Source organism: Nocardia rhizosphaerihabitans, assembly GCF_014646295.1.
Lineage (GTDB): Bacteria > Actinomycetota > Actinomycetes > Mycobacteriales > Mycobacteriaceae > Nocardia > Nocardia rhizosphaerihabitans.
Window position 1 is genome coordinate 1,011,942 of the sequence record NZ_BMNE01000001.1, and the last position, 18,724, is coordinate 1,030,665.

Genomic DNA, 18,724 nt, shown 5'->3' on the forward strand with positions numbered 1-18,724 from the left:
TTCGCTACGCTGGTAAGCGCAATGACCAGGACAGCTAGCACCGGAACCCGCGCGCTGCGCACCCGCCTGGCGGAGGTCTCGCTGCGCGACGAACACCGGCTCCGGCGCAAGCTCGATCGGGCGCGCCCCGACGATCTGCCCGCGCTGGACGCCGAGATCGCCGCCGCCGCGACCCGCGTGGCCCATCGCCGCGCGGCGGTTCCGTCGATCCGGTATCCGGAACAACTGCCCGTCTCCGCGCGCCGCGACGACATCGCCGCCGCGATCGCCGAGCACCAGGTGGTGATCGTGGCCGGTGAGACCGGCTCCGGCAAGACCACCCAGATCCCGAAGATCTGCCTCGAACTCGGGCGCGGGATCCGCGGCACCATCGGCCACACCCAGCCGCGCCGTCTGGCCGCGCGCACCGTCGCCGAACGCATCGCCGAGGAACTGGGCACCGAACTGGGTGACGTGGTCGGCTACACCGTCCGCTTCACCGATCAGGCCTCGGACCGCACCCTGGTCAAGCTGATGACCGACGGCATCCTGCTCGCCGAGATCCAGCGCGACCGGATGCTGCGCCGCTACGACACGATCATCATCGACGAGGCGCATGAACGCAGCCTCAATATCGACTTCCTGCTCGGGTACCTGAAGCAACTGCTGCCCAAGCGCCCCGATCTCAAGGTGATCATCACCTCGGCAACCATCGATCCCGAACTGTTCGCCCGCCATTTCGCCGACGCGCAGGGCACGCCCGCGCCGATCGTCGAGGTGTCGGGCCGGTCGTATCCGGTGGAGTTGCGGTATCGCCCGCTGTCGCTGGAGCTGCCCGGTTCCGAAGACGAGGACGAGGAGGACACCCGCGTCGTCGACCGCGATCCCACCGACGCCATCGCCGACGCCGTCACCGAGCTGTTCGCCGAGGGCGACGGCGACGTGCTGGTGTTCCTGTCCGGCGAGCGCGAGATCCGCGACACCGCCGACGCGCTGCGCGACCTGAAACTGCCCCGCACCGAGATCGTGCCGCTGTATGCGCGCCTGTCCGCCGCCGAGCAGCACAAGGTGTTCGCCCCGCACACCGGCCGGCGGGTGGTGCTGGCCACCAATGTCGCCGAGACCTCGCTGACGGTGCCGGGCATCCGCTACGTCATCGACCCCGGCACGGCGCGCATCTCCCGGTATTCGATGCGCACCAAGGTGCAGCGGCTGCCGATCGAACCGGTCTCGCAGGCCTCGGCCCGGCAGCGGTCGGGTCGTTGTGGTCGTGTCGCCGACGGCATCTGTATCCGGCTGTACTCCGAGGACGATTTCGAGTCGCGGCCCGCGTTCACCGAACCGGAGATCCTGCGCACCAATCTGGCCGCGGTCATCCTGCAGATGACCGCACTCGGCCTGGGGGACATCGAGAGCTTCCCGTTCGTCGAGGCCCCCGATCGCCGCGCCATCCGCGACGGCATCGCGCTGCTCGAGGAACTCGGCGCGCTGGCGCACGGCAGCGCGAAAGCCGTGGACGGCGAAGCGCATTCGGGCGGGCACCTCACGCTCACCCCGATCGGCCGGGAGATGGCGCAGCTGCCGGTCGACCCGCGGATGGCGCGCATGCTCGTGGAAGCGCATCGCAACGGGTGCCTGGACGAGGTGCTGGTGATCGTGGCGGCGCTGTCGATCCAGGATGTGCGCGAACGACCCGTCGACCATCAGCAGGCCGCCGACACCCAACACGCCCGCTTCACCGTGGACGGCTCGGACTTCCTGGCCTATCTGCGGCTGTGGGACTACCTGACCGAACAGCGGAAGTCGCTGTCGTCCAACCAGTTCCGCCGGATGTGCCGCGACGAGTTCCTGCACTACCTGCGAATCAGGGAGTGGCAGGATCTGCACGGTCAGCTGCGCACCATCACCCGCGGGCTCGGCTGGAACGACGCGGGCGGCCAGGCCGTCCACGCTTCGCCCGACGACGCCACGGCCGGTGACCATCGTCGACGCCGCGGCAGGGCGAATATCGAACGGGCGTCCGCCACCGACGGTGCGACCGACGCCGGAGACGGCTCACGGCAGTCCGGTGGCCGCTCCCGGGGACGCGGTGGTGCCGGAGCGCAGCGCGCCCAACAGGCCGACCGCCGTGGGCAGGCCGCGGCGAAGGCCGGTCCGGGCACGGCGAAAGCCGGTCGGGGCGCGGCGGATTCGGCCGCGGACGCCGAGGCGGCGATGCCGTGGCCCAGCGCGCAGATCCATCAGTCGCTGCTGGCTGGCATGCTGTCGCATATCGGTGTGCGCGAGGCGGAGTCGCGAGAATTCCTCGGCGCGCGCAACGCCAAGTTCATGATCTTCCCCGGGTCCTCGCTGGCGAAGAAACCGCCGCGCTGGGTGATGGCGGCCGAGCTGGTGGAGACGTCCCGGCTGTGGGGCCGGATCGCGGCGAAGGTGGAACCCGAGTGGGCCGAGCGGCTCGCGGGCGATCTGGTGAAACGCACCTATTCCGAGCCACATTGGTCGTCCAAGCGCGGAGCGGCGCGCGCCTACGAGCGGGCCACGCTCTACGGGGTGCCGTTGGTGACAGGCAGACCGGTCGACTACGGCCGCATCGATCCCGAACTCTCCCGCGAACTGTTCATCCGCCACGCCCTGGTCCAGGGCGAGTGGCAGACCAGGCACGGCTTCTTCGTGCGCAACCGCGCCCTGATCGACGACGTCGCCGATCTCGAACACCGCGCCCGCCGCCGCGACATCCTGGTCGACGACGAAGTGCTGTTCGAGTTCTACGACCAGCGCCTGCCCGCCGACATCGTCTCGGTGCGCCATTTCGACAGCTGGTGGCGCAAGGCCGAACGCACCGACCCGGCGCTGCTGGACTTCTCGACCGACACCGTGGTCAACGCCGGCGCCGCCGCGCTCGACCCGACCGACTTCCCCGACGCCTGGCGCCAGGGCGAGCTCAGCTTCCCGCTGACCTATCAATTCGAGCCCGGCCAGGACGACGACGGCGTGACCGTGCGGATCCCGGTCGAACAACTCGCGCACGTACGGGCCGTCGGCTTCGACTGGCTGGTGCCGGGCATGCGCGAGGAACTGGCCGCCGCCTACATCAAGACCCTCCCGAAGGCCTTGCGTCGCACCGTCGTTCCCGCGCCCGACTTCGCCGCGGCGGCGCTGCGCGAGCTGACCCCGCGCGCCGAGCCGTTGCGCACCGGCCTGTCCAGGGAACTCTCGCGACTGGGCTCGGTCACCATCTCCGCCGACGACCTGTCCCCCACGGCGCTGCCGGATCACCTGCGGATGACCTTCGCCGCCGTCGACCAGCGCGGCACGGTACTGGCCAAGAGCAAGAACCTGGCACAGCTGAAATCGACCCTGGCCGAGCAGGTTTCCGCCTCGGTCGCCCGCGCCACCGCGGGCGCCGAACGCGCGCCCGCGACGGTCTGGACCTCCGAATCCCTCGGCGCGGTGGCCCCGACGGTGCGGCGCGAGGTGGCCGGTCAGACGGTGACCGGATACCCGGCGCTGGTGCCCGAGGGCGAGGGGGTGGCCGTGCGCGTGCTCAGTTCCCCCGCCGAGCAGGCGGCCGCCATGCGCGCCGGGGTGCGCACCCTGTTGCTGGCCGCGATCCCGACCTCCACCCGCGCGGTCACCGCCGGACTGCCCGCCGCCGACCGGCTGGCTCTGAGCCAGAATCCCGACGGTTCCCTGGACAAGCTGGTCGAGGACTGCCGGGTCGCGGCCGCCGACGAGCTCATCGCAGCCGCCGGTGGTCCCGTCCGCACCCCCGAGGCGTTCGACAAGCTGGTCGCCGCGGTCCGCCCTCAGCTGGCGACCGCGGTCACCGGCCTGATCCGCGCGGTGGCGCCCGTGCTGTCGGCGGCGCACCAGGCGCGGGCCGCCCTGGCCGACACCGCCGAGACCGATATCGCCGACGATGTCCGCCAGCAGCTCGACGACCTGCTGTTCCCTGGCTTCGTCGCCGAGTGGGGCCGCGCCCGGCTGCGCGAACTCCCCCGCTATCTGCTCGCCGCGGCGCAACGGCTGGAATCGCTGCCCGGCTCGGCCTTGCGTGATCGCCAGGGCATGGTCGAGGTCGACCGGATGCTGGCCGCCTACGACAAGCTGGTGCGCAGCCTGCCCGAGGGCCGTCGGAACGCGCGCGACGTCACCGAGATCTGGTGGATGATCGAGGAACTGCGGGTCAGCCTGTTCGCGCAGAAGATCGGCACGCCATATCCCGTGTCGGCCAAGCGGATCGAGAAGGCGATCGGCGCGATCCGGCGCTGATCGTCAGTCGGTCGCGGCGACCGCGGCGGCGCGCGCCTTGCGCATCTCGGTGATCTCGCGTTCGAAATCGGCTGCGCTGGTGAAGGATCGGTACACCGAGGCAAAGCGCAGGTAGGCCACCTCGTCCAGATCGCGCAGCGGACCGAGGATGGCCAGACCGACCTCGTGGCTCGGCACTTCGGGAGATCCCTTGGCACGCACCGCGTCTTCGACCTGCTGGGCGAGCAGGTTCAGCGCGTCGTCGTCGACCTCGCGGCCCTGGCACGCCCGCCGGACACCGACGATCACCTTCTCGCGGCTGAACGGCTCGGTGACGCCGCTGCGCTTGACCACCGACAGGATCGCGGTCTCGACGGTGGTGAACCGGCGACCGCAGGTCGGACACGACCGCCGACGGCGGATCGCCGTGCCCTCCTCGACTTCACGCGAGTCGACGACTCGCGAGTCAGGGTGTCGGCAATACGGGCAATGCATCCGAGGGTTCCTTCGTCGATGCGACGTCTACTCCATGGCACTTGACAGAATACCTGTCACTGGTGCACCACCTGCCACTGCGTGGTCAGGTCCGCGATCAGCTCCGGCAGGCGGCCCAGCATCCGGCCGCGGGTGAGCTTGGCGGGGAAGGGCTCGGCGTACACCGTCACCGCGTGCGCCATGTCGGCGGCGAGATCGAGATGACGGGGAACCAGGTCGGTGGTGATGTAGGCCCAGCGCGCGTCGCGGTCGGCCCAGTTGAAGTCGGGCAGCGGCATTCGCAGGCCGAGCCCGCCGGCGCGCACCGTCACGGGGGCGTACACCCCGGGCGCGCGGACACCGGGAACCGCGGGTTTGCCCGCCACCGTGGTGACGTAGGTGAGGACCCGGCCCATGCCGTCGCGACCGGCCGCGGTCACGTCCCATTGATCGGCGACGATGTGGTTCTGCTCCCGGTCGGTCATCCGGACCAGCGCGTCCGCGCGGCCCGCCGCGGTGCCGCCGTCGATGCCCGCCCAGGCGGTGCGGACGTCGTCGTCGATCACACCCGCCGCGAACATCTCGTCGATGGCCGCCATCCCCTCGGCGAGATAGGCCTCGTGCATCGGGACCAGGTCGGTGAAGATGTGCTTCTGCATGATCATCAGCCGGTGCTGGTACCAGGCCAGGTCGGCGGCGGTCAGTCGCGGCCCGTTGGCAGCCAGGCCCGCGATATCGGCCGGTATCGCCGCGACGAGTTCGGGTGGGGTGGCCCGCAGCAGGTCGGCGACGGCGGTGCCGAGTTCGTGGATTCCCCCCACGGACAGCACCGTGCCGATGTCGCCGACGTCGAAGAAGCCGGAGGCGAAGGAGCCGCCCGCGATGCCGGCCAGGCCCGCCCAGTAGAAGTCGGGGCGGGCGGCGGCAATGCGGAAGTAGTTGACGTACACCTGGGCGAAGGTCGCCGCATTGGCGGCGGTGCCGCGAGCGGGATCCCAGGTGGCGAGGTCGATGGCCGCGTTGCCGGTGGAGACGACGAGCCAATACTGGTGCAGCAGCGTGCCATAGCGCGACGGCGCGATGCCGTCGGCCCTCGCCTGGGTCAGCGCGGCTCGCAGCGGTGGTTCGCTCAGTGGCAGCGCCGGATGCAGGCCACCGCCGAATTCGCCCTCGGCATTGACCGCCGGGAGATCGAGGTAGTCCGCGTACGCGGGGGTCGCGTGGGCGGCGGGCGCCAGCACCGCGCCGAGAACGAGACTGAGCAGCAGGGCGATCGAGCAGCGGCGCACGTGACCTCGCATCCGGATTCGGCCGAGGGGCCGTACCCGCCCCGGCTCAGGATGCACGTCACCGTAGCAACACGTTCTAGTTTTGGTGTGCTTTTCGTTCAGGCCGCCGACCGGTCAGGCCTGCATCGCACACGGAAACCGTTCCTGTACAGGCCTTTTCGTACTATCGAACTGTCCCGGACAGTCCGCCCGACGGGGCGTCGACCTGCCCGGAAATCCCCGAGCCTGCCGGATCGAACCGGTCGCCGAAACTGCCCGCACGCATGTGCGCCAGGCCGAGGAACGCGACGACGATCAGCGCGGTCACCAGCGCCGTCACGGCCAGCGCCGCGAACCCGAGTTGCGCCTGCTCGACCCGGCGCACCGGGTGCACGCCGCGGGCGGGCCGCACACCACCGACGCGGGCGTACAGCGCCGCCTCGTTGCGCGGTCCGGTCGCTCGCGGACCGCGATCGACGCGAGCCGGGCGTGCGACCCGCGGCCGCGGCGAATCCGTCTGCGGCACCGTGGCGAAGGCGATGTCGAGCGCCGCGTCGACGGGCCGCGTCGACGCCGCCGCGAGCACTCCACGCGCGGCGGCCAGCCCGTCCGTTCCGTAGGCGGCGAAAACCTCCGCGGCGGGCCCGCGCGACACCTCCTGGCGGGCGGGCGCGGGCTGCGCGGTACGACGCACCACCGGGCTGCCACCCGCGCCGCGCACGAGTGAGAACGGCCGCCGCGCACGGGCGTTGCGGCGACGCCGGGTGATCGGCTCGGGGTAGGCGGCGGGGGCGTAGGACTGCAGGGCGCTGGTCGCTGTGCTCATCGGAAGAACCTCCGGGGTGGTGTGCTCCGCTGCTGAAGGAATCGCTGGTGAAGCGGCTGTGTCACACATTGTTCGAACATGTGTGCGACGAACTGATGTTCGATTTCTACCATGCCGCAACCGCGATGTCAGCACGAAACGCCCGACATGCTCGAACAGATGTTTGATACTTCGGCGTGGCACGACTAGCCTCGGAAAGGCGAAATCGACCAGCGAAAGGGCGGGATACGGTGACCCACACAGACGACACGGGTGACGAAAGCGCTACCGGCACCGTCACATCGGGATCCGGTGCGGATCTCACCGTGCGTCAGCGCACGGTCCTCGACGTCATCCGCACCTCGGTGACCGAGCGCGGCTATCCCCCCAGCATCCGCGAGATCGGCGACGCGGTCGGCCTCACGTCCACCTCCTCGGTGGCCCATCAGCTCCGGGCGCTCGAGCGCAAGGGCTATCTACGCCGCGACCCGAATCGCCCGCGCGCGGTGAACGTCCGCGGTCTCGACGAGGCGGTCCGCTCGGTGACCACGCTGCCCGCCGAACCGGCCGACGACGTCGACGCGAACCGGCCGACACCGACCTTCGTCCCGGTCCTCGGCCGGATCGCCGCCGGTGGGCCGATCCTGGCCGAGCAGGCCGTGGAAGACGTCTTCCCGCTGCCCCGCGAGCTCGTCGGCGACGGATCGCTGTTCCTGCTGAAGGTCGTCGGCCAGTCGATGGTCGACGCGGCCATCTGCGACGGCGACTGGGTCGTGGTGCGGCAGCAGAACGTCGCCGAGGGCGGCGACATCGTGGCCGCCATGATCGACGGCGAGGCGACCGTGAAGACGTTCAAGCGCACCGGCAAGGACGTGTGGCTGATGCCACACAACCCGCACTTCGAACCGATCCCGGGCAACGACGCGCAAATCCTCGGCAAGGTCGTCACCGTCATCCGCAAGATCTGAGCATTTCGCTCAGCGGCGCACGGACGCGTCCATCTCCCAGATCAGCAGCTCGGCGGCGGTCAGCGCGGTGACGCGATGGCCGCCCGCGGCGGTCAGGCGCACGGCGTCGCCCTGTTCCAGGGTGCCGTTGTCCTCGAAGTCGACGGAGCCGCGCGCGACGAACACATGGCCGTACGGCGCGTCGGGGACGGTGATCGCCTGTCCGGGATCCAGTCGCGCGACATGGAAGGTGGCGTGGCGGTTGCCGATGCCGATCGCGGCCTCGCCGCGGTACTTCGGCATGCCGGAGGCCACGGGCACCAGGGTGTTGCGGCGCAGGTCGCCCTCGATGTCGAGTTCCTGATAGCCCGGTGTGACGCCGGGAGTATCCGGCGGAATCCACATCTGCACGACATGGAGGCGTTCGCGTTCCCGATACCCCGCGCCGTTGCGTTCGGAATGCCGGATGCCGGTGCCCGCGCTCATCCGCTGCGCCAGGCCTGGATGGATCATGCCCGAATGGCCCGCCGAATCCTGATGGACGACCGCGCCTTCCAAGACCCAGGTGAGGATCTCGGTGTCACGGTGCTGATGGGTGTCGAAGCCCTCACCCGGGCCGACGGTGTCCTCGTTGTGCACCAGGAGCAGACCGTGCGCATGGTCCTCGAGCGTGAAGTTGCCGGTCGCCGGGAACGACTGCCGCGAGTCGAGCCACTCGTTCCACCAGTGCGCGCGGTCCGCGCCGGGCACCACCTGAACCTGGGCCGTCACCATCGTCGCCACCTTCCGCTATCCGGACTTGGGTCCGTATAGCGGGTAACGCGGGCGGCGCCGCGGGCATTCCGCAGCGCCGGACCGGCTCAGAACGGCAGGGCGCCGCGCAGGCGGCCGACCAGGGTGCGGCCGGAATCGCGGTCGCGCTCGTTGAACAGGAACTGCAGTTCCTCCTCGAGCCCCTTGCGGACCACATCGCGCAGGTCGGCGGCCGCGGCATCGAGATCCTCGGCCTCGAGCCACGGCGTCGGGTCGATCGGCACACCCGCGGAGTAGTAGAACCGTTCCGGTCGCGGCAGCGGCGTCGGGCCGATGCCCTTGACCATCGGCGGGTTCAGCTCGGGGTTGATGCCGAGCAGGCTGCACGTCCAGCGCAGCGGACGCATCACCGGATGCTGGCCGTCGAAGACGATGTCGAACGCGTCGTCGACGCCGATCATCGCCAGCGGCACGACCGGCACCCCTGCCTGGATCGCCATCCGCGCGAAGCCGGTCCGGCCCTCCCACTTGAGCACGTACTTCTCGCCCTTGCGGCGGATCGCCTCGCGGCCGCCACCGGGGAACACGACAACCGCTTCCCCCTGCTCTAGCAGCGCCAGGCAGTTGTTGCGCGTCCCGCGCACCGCGCCGAAGCGGTGCAGGATATGGCGCACGCCCGGCACCATCAGCACATGCTCGGCCAGCCCGCGCACCAGCCGCCCGCGTGCCCGCAGGATCGCCGGCATCAGCAGCGGCGCATCGATCCCGCCGAGCAGGTTGTGGTTGGCCACGATCAGCACGGGGCCCTCGGCCGGAATGTTCTCCAGGCCGTAGAACCGCGGGCTGGCCCACGCGCTCACCGGCGCGAACACCGCCTCGAACGCGCGGATCTCCCACTCGCTCGGCGTCGGGTTCAACGGCGCGTTGTCGGAGAGGATCCGGTCGCCCTGCTCGACCGATCCTGTCCTGTTCTCGTTCACAATCTCTGGACCCCGCTGGTCATTCGACATAACACCCTCCTGCTGTCGACAATCGACCATAGCGCCCGAAAAAGGCTGTGTCGCATCGATGTTGGCCGCTACACCGCGGCAAACCCGGCTGGTCGGATCAGCTCGGCACGACTTCGGCCGGACCCGAATGGGCGTATTCCGACAGGGCGGCGGCCAGTGCCTGGGGCACGCGCGCCCTGACCCGGGTGCCGCCTTCCTCGTGCTCGGCGGAGATGATCCGGCCGTCGGCGTGGATGCGCGCGAGCAGATCGCCGCGGCTGTAGGGCAGCAGCACGCTGATGTCGACATCGAGCCCGCCGAGCACCTCCGAGAGCCGCTCACGCAACTCCTCGACCCCGGCGCCGGTCTGGGCGGAGACGAAGGCCGCGTCGGGCAGCAGCCCGCGCAGCCGGGTGAGCTCGTTCGGGTCGGCAGCGTCGATCTTGTTGACCACCAGCAGTTCCGGCGGCGCGGCGGTGCCCTGCTCCTTGATCACGTCGGTGATCACCTCGCGGACCGCCCTGATCTGTTCGAGCGGCAGCGGATCGGAGCCGTCGACGACGTGCAGCAGCAGATCGGCGCCGGTGACCTCTTCCAGAGTCGAGCGGAACGCCTCGACCAGCTGGGTCGGCAGGTGGCGGACGAAGCCGACGGTGTCGGTGAACACCATCTCGCGGCCGTCGTCGAGCGCGGCCCTGCGGGTGGTCGGATCCAGGGTGGCGAACAGCGCGTCCTGGACCAGCAGGCCCGCACCGGTGAGCGCGTTCATCAGGCTGGACTTGCCCGCGTTGGTGTAGCCGACGATGGCGATCGCGGGGACGCCGCTGCCCGCGCGACGGGCGCGCATGGTGTCGCGGGCGGTCTTCATCTCCCTGATCTCGCGACGCAGCTTGGCCATCCGCTCGCGGATGCGGCGGCGGTCGGTCTCGATCTTGGTCTCACCGGGACCACGCAGACCAACACCACCACCGTTGCCGCCGGCGCGGCCACCGGCCTGCCGGGACATCGACTCACCCCAGCCACGCAGTCGCGGCAGCATGTATTCCATCTGCGCGAGCGCGACCTGGGCCTTGCCCTCGCGGGAGGTGGCGTGCTGGGCGAAGATGTCGAGGATCAGCGCGGTGCGGTCGATGACCTTGACCTTGACGACCTTCTCCAGCGCGGTCAGCTGCGCCGGGGTGAGTTCACCGTCGCAGATCACGGTGTCGGCGCCGGTGTCGAGAACCACGGTGCGCAGTTCCTCGGCCTTGCCGGAACCGATGTAGGTGGCCGGGTCTGGCTTGTCGCGGCGCTGGATCAGGCCTTCGAGCACCTCGGAGCCCGCGGTCTCGGCGAGGGCGGCCAGCTCGACCATGCTCGCCTCGGCCTGGGCGGAGCTGCCGGTGGTCCACACACCGACCAGCACGACCCGTTCCAGGCGCAGCTGCCGGTATTCGACCTCGGTGATGTCGGTGAGTTCGGTGGACAGCCCGGCGACCCGGCGCAGCGAGGAGCGCTCGTCGAGCTGCATCTCGCCGACGGTGGGTTCGGGCGCCCAGCCGGGACGCTGCATGCGGGCCGCGTGGCGGGCGAGCGCGTCGTCGACGTCGCCGCGGTCGGCGGCCACGTCGGGATCGGCCGCGGTGGTGTGCTCGGCCGAGGTGGGCTCTGTGGGGGTTTCTGGTTTCGTCATACGCCCTCCATGCTGCCACGTCACGGTGACAGTGCGCATCCGGTTATCCGGCTACTGCGCGTCCCACCACTCCCGGGACAACGTGCCGGAGGCCAGCAGCACCGACGGGCCGCGCAGCCAGGCCCGGCCCTGGTCGATCGTGACGCGCACCTGTCCGCCGGGTACCCGCACCGTCACCGCGCCGGAACCGGTCCCGACCGCGACACCGGCGGCGGTCAGTGCCGCGGCCGCCGCGGCGACGGTTCCCGTTCCGCAGGACCGTGTTTCACCGACGCCACGTTCGTAGACCCGCATGTCGACGGCATTGTCGGCACCCAGCGCGGTGAGGATCTCGACATTGACCCCGTGCGGGAACAGGTCGGGATCGAAGCCGGGCGACACGGCCAGATCGAGCTTGGCCAGCGCGTCGGCCGTGAGCCCCTCGTCGACGCAGGCCAGATGCGGATTGCCGACATCGATGCCGATCCCCGGCAGCGCCCAGCCGCCCAGGGTCGCGGTGGACGGCCCGAGTTCACGCACGACACCCATGTCGACGGTGACCTCGCCGTCGACCGGTCCCGCCGCGTGGACCACCACGGGCCGGGCGCCCGCGCGGCTGCCGACGACGTACTCGGTGCGCGATTCCATCCCGGACGCGTTCAGATAGTGCGCGAACACCCGCACGCCGTTGCCGCACATCTCGGCGATCGAGCCGTCGGCATTGCGGTAGTCCATGAACCAGTCGTCGCCGCCGACGCCGTCGGGCAGCGCATCGAGCACACCCGCGTCGACGAGCGCGCTCGCCGTGGCGACCCGCAGCACGCCGTCGGCGCCGAGGCCACGCTGCCGGTCACACAGCGCGGCGACGCGGTCGGCGGTCAGGTCGAGCCGGGCCTGCGGGTCGGGCAGCACGACGAAATCGTTCTGGGTGCCGTTGCCCTTGCTGAATTCGATGTCGGACACGGTCGTCATTGTCCTCTTCGCCGCCGAGCACCGCGCTACCGGGCGAAGGTGCGCCGCTGGCGGGCGATCTCGTAGAGGCTGATCGCGCCCGCCGACGGCGCACCCAGCGAGCTGGCGGTGCCGCCCATCGGGATGGTGACCAGGTCGTCGCAGGCCTCGGCCCAGGCCGAGCTCATCCCGGTGGTCTCGTTGCCGACGACCAGGATCGTGGCCTCGGTGAAGTCGTAGTCGTAGATGGTGCTCGGCGCGGCCTCGTCGGTGCCGACGATGCGGGTGGGGATGCCGCGCGCCACCTGGCGGTCCCGGAATTCCAGGACCTGCGCGGGTCCGGCGGCGCGCAGGACCGGGACGGCGAACAGCGAACCGGTGGAGGCGCGCACGGCCTGCGGATCGAACTGATCGGCGCCGTGCCCGGTGACGATCACCCCGGACGCGCCGAAGGCGTCGGCGGACCGGATCAGCGTGCCGAGGTTGCCCGGCGAGTTCGGGCGGTCGAACACGACGACGACCGGCGCGTCCTCCCCCGGTTCGCCGGGCGCGTAGTCGGCCAGGTCCGGCTGCTGGGACACCGCGACCGCGACGATCTCCGGCACGCTCGCCGCCTTCTCCCCCAGCTCGGCCATGAGCTCGGGCACCAGCCCGACCTGCGGCACGTCGGCGGTGTCGAGCACCTCGCGCGCCCAGCTCGACAGCTCGGGGGTGCCGAGCCGGTAGAGCAGTGTTTCCAGCGGCCAGTCGTTGGCCAGCGCCTGGGTGAGCGGGCGCACGCCTTGCACGAGGAACCGGCCGTCACGATGACGTTTTGTCCGGTTGTTGAGGTAGGCCTGCCACACCTGCACCGAGGCGTTGCGGGTACTCACTCGACGCGTCACTGCGCTGTCCGTCCTGTCGGGTCTGATCGGTGATGGGAGAGCAGTGCCAGCGTGGTCGCGGCGAGCTCGGGGTCGGCGCCGTCGACCCAGGTCACCCTGGGATCGCGGCGGAACCACGACCGCTGCCTGCGCACATACCGGCGGGTGCCGATCAGGGTGCGCTCGCGGGCGTGGGCGAGGTCGTATTCGCCGTCGAGATGGGCCAGCACCTGGGCGTAGCCGATCGCGCGGCGGGCGGTCTGGCCCGCACGCAGCCCCACCTCGACGAGACCGCGCACCTCCTCGACCAGGCCGGTGTCGAACATGTGGGCGGTGCGTGCCTCGATCCGGGCATCCAGAGCCGCGGTCTCCCGGTCGACGCCGAGGATGGCGGTGTCCCAGCGTGGCGTGCCGATCGTCGGCGCCGAGGCGGCGAAGGGCTGCCCGGTCAACTCGACGACCTCGAGGGCGCGCACCATCCGCCTGCCATCGGTGGGCAGGATGGTCGAGGCCGCCACCGGGTCGGCTTCCTTCAGGGCGGCGTGCACCGCGTGCACCCCGCCCTCGGCGAGCAGCGCCTCCCAGCGCGCGCGGATCTCGGGGTCGGTGGCCGGGAAATCCCACTGGTCGAGCAGCGCCTGCACGTACATCATCGAACCGCCCACGATCACCGGGACGAGTCCGCGATCCATGATGTCCTCGACGACCGCGCTCGCGGCGCTCTGATAGGCCGCGACCGTCGCGGTCTCGGTGACGTCGAGGACGTCGAGCAGGTGGTGCGGGATACCGCGACGCTGCTCGGGCGGCAGTTTCGCGGTGCCGACGTCCATTCCGCGATAGAGCTGCATCGCGTCGATATTGACGATCTCGCCGCCGAGCTGTTCGGCGAGATCGAGCGCGAGATCGGATTTGCCGGTGGCGGTGGGGCCGACGACCGCGATCGGGCGCCCTGGCCTGCTCGTCACTCGTCGATACCTTCCTGTCCACACGGTTGCCACACGCTCACGTCGTAGCCGACGCCATAGGGTGCGCCCTGATAGAGGGTACGCACCCGCGGATCGGCCGGATCGGCGGCGAACAGACCGCCGAGTACCTGGTAGGCGGCGCGTCCGTCGAGCAGCAGTTCTGCACACAGCGCGGGGTCGAGCACGGCCAGTCCCGACCGCGAGCCGGATCGCAGCGCGGTGTCGAGGGCCTGCTGCACCGGCGCCGCCCGCTCGTCCAGATAGCCCGGCGCCGTGACGGTCAGCGTCGCCGCGCCGTCGGCGACGACGAGCACCGCGTGCGGGGCCGGATCGGCGTCCAGTTCGGCCCGCAACGCGGCGCCGGCGCGCGCGCACTCCGACGGTGCCGAGTCGGCGGCGAGCAGCCGCGCCCGCACCGAGATCCCCGGCGCCACCTGCTCGCGCAACCACCCGGCGACCAGCACGGGCAGGGGAAGCTGGGCGTCTGCTGGGCCCGGCTCCTCGCCGGCGGGACCGAGGCCGACGACCACGTCGGCGCCGAAACCACGGAAGGTCCCTCTGGTCGTGGCCGGGAAGTTCTGGTCGTGCGCGCCGACGCCGAGGACGGTCCACCGGTCGGCGGACGCGGCGAGCGTGGCCGCGGCGTCGACGGCCGCGGCGCGCAGCACCGCGATCGGGTCGTCGGGATCGCTGCCGGACGCGACGGGCCGCCCGCACAGTTCGGGCACCAGCATCGGCGGCGACGGGACCAGGGCCGCTATCGAGAACACGTTGTAACCGTAGCCGTACCGCGTGGGCGGTCCGGCACCCACCGCACCGCGACGCGGCTGCGGTCTGCGAGTGTCCGGCGCGGTGATGCGCACCGAGATTGCTAGTGTTTTCAGGTGCGACTACCCACGTCGTCCGGGACGAAATCCCAGGAAATCCGGCATCCGATCCCTGGGATCGATGGTTTCCTCGGCTCGAACCGGGTTCAATGGGATGTGCTAGGGCGTAACCAGGCAGCCGTGACGCGCGGCAGGGACGGAGAGCAATGACCGACAGCAACGGAACCGCGAAGCCCACCCCCGGTCCGGGCCCGCGACCCTCCGCTACCCCCAAGCCCGGCGGAAAGTCTCCGCGTCCGCCGAAGCCGCACGCCGTCAAACCGGCGCCGGGACCCGATCAACCCCATCCGCATCCCGTGGTCGTGCCGACCGTCACCGACCCGAGCAAGTGGGGCCGCGTCGACGAGGACGGCACCGCCTGGGTGAAGACCGCCGACGGCGAGCGCGTCATCGGCTCCTGGCAGGCGGGCGATGCCGCCGAGGGGCTCGAACACTTCGGCCGCCGCTTCGACGACCTGGCGACCGAGGTCGCGCTGCTCGAGGCCAGGCTGGCCGCGGGCGCCGACGCCCGCAAGACCAAGGCCGCCGCGCTCGCGATCGCCGAGACGCTGCCCACCGCGGCCGTCATCGGTGACATCGACGGCCTGGCCACGCGCCTGCAGGCCATCACCGAGCACTCCGAGGAAGCCGCCGCGCACGCCAAGGAGGAGAAGGAGCGCGCCCGGCACGAGCACACCGAGCGCAAGGAAGCTCTCGCCGCCGAGGCCGAGCAGATCGCCGCCGAGTCCACCCAGTGGAAGGCCGCGGGCGACCGGCTGCGCGAGATCCTCGACGAGTGGAAGTCCATCCGCGGAGTCGACCGCAAGGTCGACGACGCGCTGTGGAAGCGCTACTCCAAGGCCCGCGAGGCGTTCAACCGCCGCCGCGGCGCGCACTTCGCCGAGCTCGACCGGGAACGCGCCTCGGCGAAGACCCGCAAGGAAGAGCTGTGCGTGCGCGCCGAGGAACTGGCCGGGTCCACCGACTGGACCGGCACGGCCGCGGTGTTCCGCGATCTGCTCACCGAGTGGAAGGCAGCGGGCCGCGCGCCGCGCGAGGCCGACGAGGCACTGTGGCGCCGCTTCAAGAGCGCCCAGGACGTGTTCTTCGCCGCCCGCAACGCGGCGGTGTCCGAGCGCGACGCCGAGTTCGAGCACAACGCCACCGCCAAGCAGGAACTGCTGCGCGCCTACGAGCACATCGACCCGGCCGCCGGGCTCGACGCCGCCCGCAACGCGCTGCGCGAACTGCAGGACAAGTGGGACGCCATCGGCAAGGTCCCGCGCGAGCGCATGCAGGAGCTGGAAGGCAAGCTGCGCGCCATCGAGAAGCGCGTGCGCGACGCCGCCGACCAGCAGTGGCGCCGCACCGATCCGGAGGCCGTCGCCCGTGCCGCGCAGTTCCGCGAGCGGGTCGCCCAGTTCGAGGAGCAGGCCGCCAAGGCCACCGCGGCGGGCAAGAAGCGCGACGCGGAAAAGGCACTCGAGCAGGCCAAGCAGTGGCGCGAGTGGGCCGAGGCCGCCGAGGGCGCGGTCAGCAACCGATAGAACAGCAGAAACCCCCGACCACCGGTCGGGGGTTTCTTTCGTTCGTGGTCCTACTCGCCGGTCAGGCGCTTGCGGTCGCGCTCCTCGGCTTCGCGGGCGGCGTTGCGGCGCTGCTCTTCGGCAGCGAGCTGCACGGCGGTGCGGCTCCAGACGACGCGAACCCAGTGGAAGGTGAGCACCATGATCGCGATGGTGCCCAGGATCAGGCCGATACCGGGGCCCGCGCCCTCGTAGTTGCCGAGGCCCGGCGTCTGGCGGTGCCAGATCGACAACACGCCGAACACGCTGCCGACGGCCGAACCCGCGCACGCCAGCCAGGCCAGTACCCAGCGACGGGTGGTCAGGGCGAGCAGCGAGAAGCCGACACCGAAGACGATGACCAGCCAGACGAAGATCCGCGACGGCAGACCGATGTGCTCGACCCCGGCGGCATCGGTGTCGAGCAGCACGTCGAAGCCGCGCGCGGTGCCCGCGGTCGGCAGCACCAGCGAGATCAGCAGCGCGAAGACCGCGCCCGCCACGACCAGCGCCCGCGCGCCGGGATCGATCTCGCCGGCGATGCGGCGTTCCACCGCGTCGAGTTCGCCGCGGAACTGTTCGAATTCCTTGTCGTCCACCCGGTTCACCGCGTCGTCACTCCTGTTCGCAGGCTGATCGTTGCTGGGCTCGTGTGCGCCGGGCTCTACTGTGCCATCCCCGGATGAGTCACCCGCACCCGACCCACTACGACCGGTAGTAGGTTCGGGATCCTCGGCCGGGGAGGTCACGAGCACCCGGTCGAGCAGCCACTGTCCACCGGCTCGACGACCGGCGCGCCGATCCGCGGCAGCCCGAGGCCGACACCGATCGGCTCGGTCTTGGGCGTGACACCACGCTCGTGCGCGTCGCCTGCCCTGGTGCGCCGGTGCGACTTGACCACACCGTCGGCGATCAGGTGATGCGGCGCCGCCTCGGTGATGTCCACGGTGACGATGTCGCCGGGCCGGATCCCCGCGTCGGTGCCGGGCCGGAAGTGCACCAGCCTGCCGTCACGCGCGCGACCACTCATCCGGGCGGTGACCGCGTTCTTCTTGCCCGCACCCTCGGCGACGAGCAGTTCCACCTCGGTACCGATCAGCGCCTGATTGGCCTCCAGCGACACCTGCTCCTGCAGGGCGATCAGCCGGTCGTAGCGTTCCTGCACGACCGCCTTGGGCAGCTGGTCGGGCAATTCGGCGGCGGGCGTGCCAGGCCGCTTGGAGTACTGGAAGGTGTACGCGCTGGTGAACCGCGCCCGGCGCACGACGTCGAGGGTCTCCTGGAAGTCCTCTTCGGTCTCGCCGGGGAAGCCGACGATGATGTCGGTGGTGATCGAGGCGTGCGGCATCGCGGCGCGCACCTTCTCGATGATGCCGAGGAAACGTTCCTTGCGGTAGGAACGGCGCATCGCCTTGAGCACCCGGTCGGAGCCGGACTGCAGCGGCATGTGCAGCTGCGGGCAGACGTTGGGGGTCTGCGCCATCGCCTCGATGACGTCGTCGGTGAACTCGGCCGGATGCGGCGAGGTGAACCGCACCCGCTCGAGGCCCTCGATCTGCCCGGTCGCGCGCAGCAGCTGGGCGAAGGCGCCACGATCACGCGGCTGCTCCGGGTCGACGAAGTTCACGCCGTAGGAGTTGACGTTCTGGCCGAGCAGCGTCACCTCGAGCACGCCCTGATCGACCAGTGCCTGCACCTCGGCGAGCACGTCACCGGGGCGGCGGTCGACCTCTTTGCCGCGCAGCGCGGGCACGATGCAGAAGGTGCAGGTGTTGTTGCAGCCCACCGAGATCGACACCCAGCCTGCGTACGCCGATTCCCGCTTGGCGGGCAGCGTGGACGGGAAGGCCTCGAGCGATTCGAGGATCTCGACCTGGGCCTCTTCGTTGTGGCGGGCCCGCTCCAGCAGGACCGGCAGCGAGCCGATGTTGTGCGTGCCGAACACCACGTCGACCCACGGCGCCTTGCGCACGACCGTCTCGCGGTCCTTCTGCGCCAAACAGCCGCCGACGGCGATCTGCATGCCGGGACGGCCCTGCTTCACCGGCGCCAGATGGCCGAGGGTGCCGTAGAGCTTGTTGTCGGCGTTCTCGCGCACCGCGCAGGTGTTGAACACCACCAGGTCGGGGGTGTCGGTGGGCGCGGCCTTCACATAGCCCGCGTCTTCGAGCAGGCCGGACAAGCGTTCGGAGTCGTGTACGTTCATCTGGCAGCCGAAGGTGCGGACCTCGTAACTGCGCGCCTGCGTCGCCGCGCGCTCCGTCGCGTTCTGTCCGTTCGAATCCACCCGTCCAGGGTACGGGCCGCACCTGATGTGGTCTGCGTCGCGGTCGGGAGTCGCCCGCGGTACCGGCAGGTTACCGGCCGGTGTCGTTTCGGCGTGCCGCGACGGCGAGT

The 18,724-nt window shown here is 70.7% G+C and carries 15 protein-coding genes; 3 read left to right on the forward strand and 12 right to left on the reverse strand.

All coding sequences use genetic code 11. The annotated features are described in order from the left end of the window. Nucleotides 1-21: 21 nt before the first annotated feature. Nucleotides 22-4,251 (forward strand): ATP-dependent RNA helicase HrpA, encoded by a 4,230-nt coding sequence (hrpA, locus tag IEY60_RS04555; protein ID WP_189024080.1) that lies wholly within the window; start codon nucleotides 22-24, stop codon nucleotides 4,249-4,251. A 3-nt stretch (nucleotides 4,252-4,254) separates the two neighbouring features. Here hrpA and nrdR read toward each other — a convergent pair whose 3' ends face one another. The 3 genes from nrdR to IEY60_RS04570 form a co-directional block, all read right to left on the reverse strand. Next, on the reverse strand, nucleotides 4,255-4,725 hold the full coding sequence (gene nrdR / locus IEY60_RS04560) for a transcriptional regulator NrdR (RefSeq protein ID WP_189024082.1): 471 nt from the start codon (nucleotides 4,723-4,725) through the stop codon (nucleotides 4,255-4,257). A gap of 56 nt (nucleotides 4,726-4,781) precedes the next feature. Next, nucleotides 4,782-6,005 (reverse strand): hypothetical protein, encoded by a 1,224-nt coding sequence (locus IEY60_RS04565; RefSeq protein ID WP_189024084.1) that lies wholly within the window; start codon nucleotides 6,003-6,005, stop codon nucleotides 4,782-4,784. 151 nt (nucleotides 6,006-6,156) lie between these two features. After that, a complete protein-coding gene (locus IEY60_RS04570; RefSeq protein WP_189024086.1) occupies nucleotides 6,157-6,798 on the reverse strand; it encodes a hypothetical protein in 642 nt (213 codons plus the stop codon). Nucleotides 6,799-7,103: 305 nt separating this feature from the next. Between IEY60_RS04570 and lexA the strand changes: the two genes are divergently transcribed. Beyond that, complete coding sequence (lexA, locus tag IEY60_RS04575; protein ID WP_452447654.1) at nucleotides 7,104-7,745, forward strand: transcriptional repressor LexA; 642 nt, start codon at nucleotides 7,104-7,106, stop codon at nucleotides 7,743-7,745. Between the two features lie 9 nt (nucleotides 7,746-7,754). Here lexA and IEY60_RS04580 read toward each other — a convergent pair whose 3' ends face one another. The 7 genes from IEY60_RS04580 to IEY60_RS04610 all read right to left on the reverse strand — a co-directional run bounded on the left by IEY60_RS04580 (nucleotide 7,755) and on the right by IEY60_RS04610 (nucleotide 14,666). Beyond that, nucleotides 7,755-8,507, reverse strand: a complete 753-nt coding sequence (locus IEY60_RS04580; RefSeq protein WP_189024096.1) for a pirin family protein — start codon at nucleotides 8,505-8,507, stop codon at nucleotides 7,755-7,757. A gap of 77 nt (nucleotides 8,508-8,584) precedes the next feature. Beyond that, nucleotides 8,585-9,457: a lysophospholipid acyltransferase family protein gene (locus IEY60_RS04585; RefSeq protein WP_229739535.1), complete on the reverse strand. Its 873-nt coding sequence runs from the start codon at nucleotides 9,455-9,457 to the stop codon at nucleotides 8,585-8,587. A gap of 127 nt (nucleotides 9,458-9,584) precedes the next feature. Then, nucleotides 9,585-11,018 carry a GTPase HflX gene (gene hflX / locus IEY60_RS04590; protein WP_229739601.1) on the reverse strand — a complete coding sequence of 478 codons (1,434 nt, stop codon included), beginning with the start codon at nucleotides 11,016-11,018 and terminating at the stop codon, nucleotides 9,585-9,587. Nucleotides 11,019-11,189: 171 nt separating this feature from the next. Next, entirely contained in the window at nucleotides 11,190-12,071 is an 882-nt protein-coding gene (gene dapF / locus IEY60_RS04595) for a diaminopimelate epimerase (protein ID WP_189024931.1), read from the reverse strand. Nucleotides 12,072-12,115: 44 nt separating this feature from the next. Beyond that, a complete protein-coding gene (locus IEY60_RS04600) occupies nucleotides 12,116-12,940 on the reverse strand; it encodes a TrmH family RNA methyltransferase (protein WP_229739536.1) in 825 nt (274 codons plus the stop codon). Between the two features lie 8 nt (nucleotides 12,941-12,948). Then, a complete protein-coding gene (gene miaA, locus IEY60_RS04605) occupies nucleotides 12,949-13,896 on the reverse strand; it encodes a tRNA (adenosine(37)-N6)-dimethylallyltransferase MiaA (RefSeq protein ID WP_189024105.1) in 948 nt (315 codons plus the stop codon). Next, on the reverse strand, nucleotides 13,893-14,666 hold the full coding sequence (locus tag IEY60_RS04610) for a class III extradiol ring-cleavage dioxygenase family protein (protein ID WP_189024106.1): 774 nt from the start codon (nucleotides 14,664-14,666) through the stop codon (nucleotides 13,893-13,895). Before IEY60_RS04610 ends, miaA begins: the two co-directional genes overlap by 4 nt. A 263-nt stretch (nucleotides 14,667-14,929) precedes the next feature. On the opposite strand from IEY60_RS04610, the gene IEY60_RS04615 reads away from it, so the two are divergent. After that, nucleotides 14,930-16,309 (forward strand): DUF349 domain-containing protein, encoded by a 1,380-nt coding sequence (locus IEY60_RS04615; protein ID WP_189024107.1) that lies wholly within the window; start codon nucleotides 14,930-14,932, stop codon nucleotides 16,307-16,309. Between the two features lie 50 nt (nucleotides 16,310-16,359). Here the strand turns inward: IEY60_RS04615 and IEY60_RS04620 are convergent, their stop codons facing one another. Continuing rightward, nucleotides 16,360-16,935 (reverse strand): Rv2732c family membrane protein, encoded by a 576-nt coding sequence (locus IEY60_RS04620; RefSeq protein WP_189024108.1) that lies wholly within the window; start codon nucleotides 16,933-16,935, stop codon nucleotides 16,360-16,362. A gap of 137 nt (nucleotides 16,936-17,072) precedes the next feature. After that, nucleotides 17,073-18,614, reverse strand: a complete 1,542-nt coding sequence (miaB, locus tag IEY60_RS04625) for a tRNA (N6-isopentenyl adenosine(37)-C2)-methylthiotransferase MiaB (protein ID WP_189024109.1) — start codon at nucleotides 18,612-18,614, stop codon at nucleotides 17,073-17,075. Nucleotides 18,615-18,724 lie beyond the last annotated feature (110 nt).

Bases quoted from the DNA above. Each gene is read 5' to 3' on its own strand.
- hrpA (WP_189024080.1), top strand. From the start codon at position 22: ATGACCAGGACAGCTAGCACCGGAACCCGCGCGCTGCGCACCCGCCTG.
- nrdR (WP_189024082.1), bottom strand. From the start codon at position 4,725: ATGCATTGCCCGTATTGCCGACACCCTGACTCGCGAGTCGTCGACTCG.
- IEY60_RS04565 (WP_189024084.1), bottom strand. From the start codon at position 6,005: ATGCGAGGTCACGTGCGCCGCTGCTCGATCGCCCTGCTGCTCAGTCTC.
- IEY60_RS04570 (WP_189024086.1), bottom strand. From the start codon at position 6,798: ATGAGCACAGCGACCAGCGCCCTGCAGTCCTACGCCCCCGCCGCCTAC.
- hflX (WP_229739601.1), bottom strand. From the start codon at position 11,018: ATGCAGCGTCCCGGCTGGGCGCCCGAACCCACCGTCGGCGAGATGCAG.
- IEY60_RS04615 (WP_189024107.1), top strand. From the start codon at position 14,930: ATGACCGACAGCAACGGAACCGCGAAGCCCACCCCCGGTCCGGGCCCG.